Origin of the sequence: Burkholderia sp. ABCPW 14 (assembly GCF_001523835.1) — a bacterium.
Taxonomy (GTDB): Bacteria; Pseudomonadota; Gammaproteobacteria; order Burkholderiales; family Burkholderiaceae; genus Burkholderia; species Burkholderia mayonis.
Genome location: NZ_LOVS01000172.1, coordinates 1 through 4,562 on the forward strand (window position 1 = coordinate 1; position 4,562 = coordinate 4,562).

General features: G+C 57.8%; 1 protein-coding gene and 1 pseudogene. Both read right to left on the reverse strand.

Annotated features, from left to right (window positions below; translation table 11 throughout):
• Window positions 1-217 precede the first annotated feature (217 nt).
• Window positions 218-1,093 (reverse strand): annotated as a pseudogene (locus WS62_RS26605) (IS30 family transposase); the annotation flags it as partial.
• Between the two features lie 475 nt (window positions 1,094-1,568).
• Entirely contained in the window at window positions 1,569-4,355 is a 2,787-nt protein-coding gene (locus WS62_RS26610; RefSeq protein WP_066577273.1) for a LuxR C-terminal-related transcriptional regulator, read from the reverse strand.
• Window positions 4,356-4,562: the final 207 nt, after the last annotated feature.

A 4,562-nucleotide genomic window follows, 5' to 3' on the forward strand; every position in this document is an offset into this window, starting at 1 on the left:
CCGACCCGCCGTTCTGAACGGTACCGCCGTCGCAACACGTCAAAGGGGCCCGAGGGCCCCTGCGTACTTGAGAAAATTACTCAGCATTGCGCCGCCGTTTAAGCGCGGTTTTACGCCGCCATCAACAGCTATGGCAAGGAGGTTTGGAAATGCCCATTATTCGATTCGAATCAAATCTCAAAAGCGAATTCTTTGAGGCCGAAAAGCGGGTGCGGATTCAACCGGTGGATGCAACAGATTGATGGAACCGCTCGGCCGGTGTGTCAAAGTTAAGCGTCTTACGCGGACGCTCGTTGAGTCGCCTTGCTACTGCGTCGAGTTCGGCTTGTGAATAGGTAGAGAGGTCAGTGCCTTTCGGGAAGTACTGCCTCAGCAGTCCGTTCATGTTCTCATTCGAGCCGCGTTGCCACGGATTCTGCGGATCGCAGAAATAGACCTGAACGTCGGTTGCGACGGTAAAGCGTTTATGATCCGCCATTTCCGTGCCCCTGTCCCAGGTCAGCGACTTATATAGTTCCCGCGGTAGCTTGCTGGCGTGTCGTATCAGCGCGTTGACCACAGCCTCGGAATCCTTGCCGGCTACTTTTACCAGCATCACGAATCGGCTCTGACGTTCGACGAGGGTTGCAATCTGGCTGGTCGCGTTGCCAAACAGCAAGTCACCTTCCCAGTGCCCGGGTATTGCACGATCCTCCGCCGTGGCAGGGCGTTCACTGATCGATACCGCGTCGCGAATATTCGCGCGCTCTTCGGTTTTCAATGTGTGATGGCGAGATCGACGCATGGCCCGAGAGCGTCTCAAGTGTTCAAGCAGCTCCTTTTTCAGGGCCCCGCGAGCTTGAATATAGAGGCTCCGGTAAATCGTCTCGTGTGACACCAGATAGTCCTTGTTGACAGCATATGCATGCTTGAGCCAACCAGAAATCTGCTCGGGAGACCACTGTAGCCTCAGCTTTGCAGCGACAACTCGCGCTAGCGTCTGGTTACTCGCTAATTTGCAGACCTTCGGCCGACGTGCCCGCTCCCAGGCGATTGCGTCCGCTTGACTTGCTCGATAGCCGTGGCTGCCTCCGTTGCGTTGCAACTCGCGGCTGGCTCACCGCGCGCGCAAGACAAAAGGCCCGTGTTCCTGAGAACACGGGCCTCTGCGTCAATTTGATGGCGAATCAGCGGATTGAACCCCGGACCTGCGAATCCATCTCCTGACGTACCCAATGCCATTCATCGTCTGCGGGCACGCAAAGAACGCCAAGCGCGTGGTCGAGCGTTTTCTGTATCGTGTGAGTCTGCCACCCGTGATCCTGGATCAGGAAGCGGGAGGCTCGAAGACGATCATCGAAAATTCGAAAGGGACGCGGAGGCGGCGGATTTCGCTGTGGTGTTGTCGACTCCAGACCATTGAGGCGCGCCGGCGAACAAATTAGCGTTCGACGGCCATGGCGCTCCGATGAGCGTCAGCAACGCGCAATCGCGTGCATCAAAAACGTGATATTTGAACTCGGCAATTCAGGCTTCGCCGGGTCATTGCACTGATGCATTGGATACCCGTCTAGACCGTTGGCGGATATTCAAGTCGTTCCCCGTCCAGCGGTTGGTTCTGGCGACTTGATGGGCTGCAGATATCTCTCCACGGCTTCAGTGCGCGAACTCACATTCAGTTTCTCGAAAATATTTTTCAAATGCCATTTCACTGTTTCCGGAGTAACCTTCAATTCTCTGCCGATCTCCTTGTTGGATAGGCCGCGGGCCACCCGGGACAGTATTTCCAGTTCCCGGGAACTGAGCACGCCAGGCGTCGACGTGTGCGGGGTCGGGAAGGGCGTCACCGGCGCGAAGTTCAAGGTATCAAATGCGGACAGCAAACGATCGACGAATACCTTGTCTCGACTCGGCGCATTCGTCGAATTGCGTCGCCATAGCTCGATCAGATTGCGCATCGCTGGACCTTCGTCCACAAAGATATTAACCATGCCTTCTGTCTGCGCGATAGTCAGCGCGCGACTGACAGCCGTCAGCGCCTCTCGGGAAGCGCCGCATTGTTCAAGCGCGAGCGCGAGCAGAACCGAAGTCATCGCTTCCTGATAGCGCCAACTCGTGGCTGCCATATCGTAGCGTTGCGCAGAGAGACGAACGACAGCGAGATTCGCTCGCCCGTCCGCGATCATGACGCGCGAAAGAACGGATTGGTACGCGACCCACGTTTCCAGAAACGTACCCCGTCGCCCTCGGCATTGTTCCGGCACGATCAGACTTAACTCATCCACGATCTGTTGCGCTTCCGACAGACGTTCGTCGACGCGAAAGAGGCGTACTGTCTCGGCGTCACATCCGACTCTCAGCCGCAGCAACTGTCGCATCTCCGCGACCTGTCGCCCGTTTTCGAGCGCAGCCAGCGCCAATCCAGTATTGCCGGCCCGGGCATGCAGCCGCGCTGCGGTGCAGGTATGCCGCAACAGGCCGCTCAGAGGGCACGTATCCATCGCAATTTCCGTCGTGGCGGCCACGACGTCGTGGGCTCGCGACAGCTCGTTGCGTTCGTAATAGATCGCGGAGAGACAGCCGGCTAGTCCGGCCAGGACACCCGAGTTTCGCCCAAGCTTGTTTTCAGCACGGGTAACGGCTGCCTCGAGGAAGGTCGCGCCCGCCGACATCTCGCCCTGAAGCAGCAACGCGAGACCATACAGATACTCTCGGTAACAATCCTCGAATGCCAATGCTTGACTTCGCCCCGAATGAGGGGTGACCAGCGCCCAGGTCCGCTGGAACTCATCGAATTTTCCCGCATACATGAACCCATATAGTTGGGCTAGCTGTGCGAAGCGCTTGGCCCAAGGCATGGTCGGCACCGTGCATGCGCTCGTCGCCTGTCCAAGTGCCAGCGCGCGATCACTGTCGTCGTTGAAGATAGCGATTAGCGCGCTTACCGAATTGACTTCAGCAAGCAACGCCTCGTCGTCTTTCGATTTCGCCTCGTTCTGGGCCATCGCAGCCGCGACAGCATGAATTTCCTGTTTTGCAGCGGCGTTCTGCATGGATATGGCGAGTGCCAGGGCTTTCGCTAGACGCAGGCGAAGCCGTTTGTCTACCGATTCCGAAGGAAGCCGCGATATCCAGCTCAACAACGTATGAGAATCGCCCAATTCAACCATTGCCGTTGCGCAATTCTCAACCCACTGGGCGGCTTGCTCAACATCGCCTGCGGTCAGCGCATGCTTGACAGCCTCGGGCCAAAGACGAGCCTCGGCAAACCACTGGCTTGCCCGGCGATGCATGATCGGGATTTCGTCCGGCATTTGCCTGATGACACGGCGTCGCAGCGCTTCACCCAGCAGTGCGTGATACCGGAACCATTGTCGCTCGTCGTCGAGCGGGCGGATGAAGACGTTATGCCGTTCCAGCCACTCGAGCTTTTCCCAACTCGCGCCACGCGAGCCGATAACTGCATCGCAGACATCCGCGCCTAGTCGATCGAGAATCGAAGTACGCAATAGAAAATCCAGCATGTCCGGCGGCAACTCTGTCAGCACGGTATCGTTCAGATATGTGTCGGTCCCGATACGCGCGCCTGACAGACCAACCGCAACCCTCGTCGCGTCGCCCGCCTTACGCAGCGCAAGCGACGCCAGTTGAAGGCCTGCTACCCATCCCTCGGTAACGTCGTTTAATAGCTTCACGCTGGAGCGGTCGAGCGTGACCCTCTCGGTTCGGCTGAAGAACGTCTGCGCATCGTCCACCGAAAAGCGAAGATCTTCCGCATCCAGGCGTACGACCCTCTCCGGCGCAACAACGCGACCGAATACCGATGTGGAATCGCTACGCGCGCCGAACATGATATGGAGATTTTCCGGCGCGTAGCGCAGCAAGCGGGAAAGTATCGCGACGATGGGCTTCGACGTCAGACGATCGACGTCATCGAGCACAAGAAAGACCTGTCGCTCGCACGCGCCTATTTCGTTTAGCAGTACGGAAATGATCATTCCGACCGGCATCAGCATATCGTGCCGCAGTAGCCGTTGAGCCTGTCTCCCAACCTCATCATCTGCGCGGCATAGCGATGCAACGAGATACGCGACAAATAGCTGCGAATCGTCGTCTTCATCGTCGAGGCTCAGCCACGCAACCACGTGCTTTTTCTCCAACAGTTCGCGGCACCACTCGGCAAGCAATGTCGTTTTCCCAAATCCTGCTGGTGCGTTGACCGTGACCAAACTGAGACCGTCATGCACGGGTAGACGCTCGTATAAAGGCCGGCGTGACACATAGCCAGACGGTAGTCGGGGCGGCGTCATCTTGGTCTGGATCAGCGTCACGCTCCAGATCAGATCCGCGTTTGCTTGTGAGATGGTGGCGCTCATGTTTCGTCAGGAAATCAGGACACGTGGGCTGCGTTGCCAGAATCTGTCTTGGCACCGGGTTTATCCCAGGTCTGCCCCCTCGTTACTATCTTCACACCCCGATAATTGGGGTTTTGGCCAGCCAGGCCCGGCATGATTCCCGCCCCCAGTCGCAGTCATGATCCGGGGGGTGTTGTCACCGGGCCTGGTGGGTGGCTGGTGATCGCT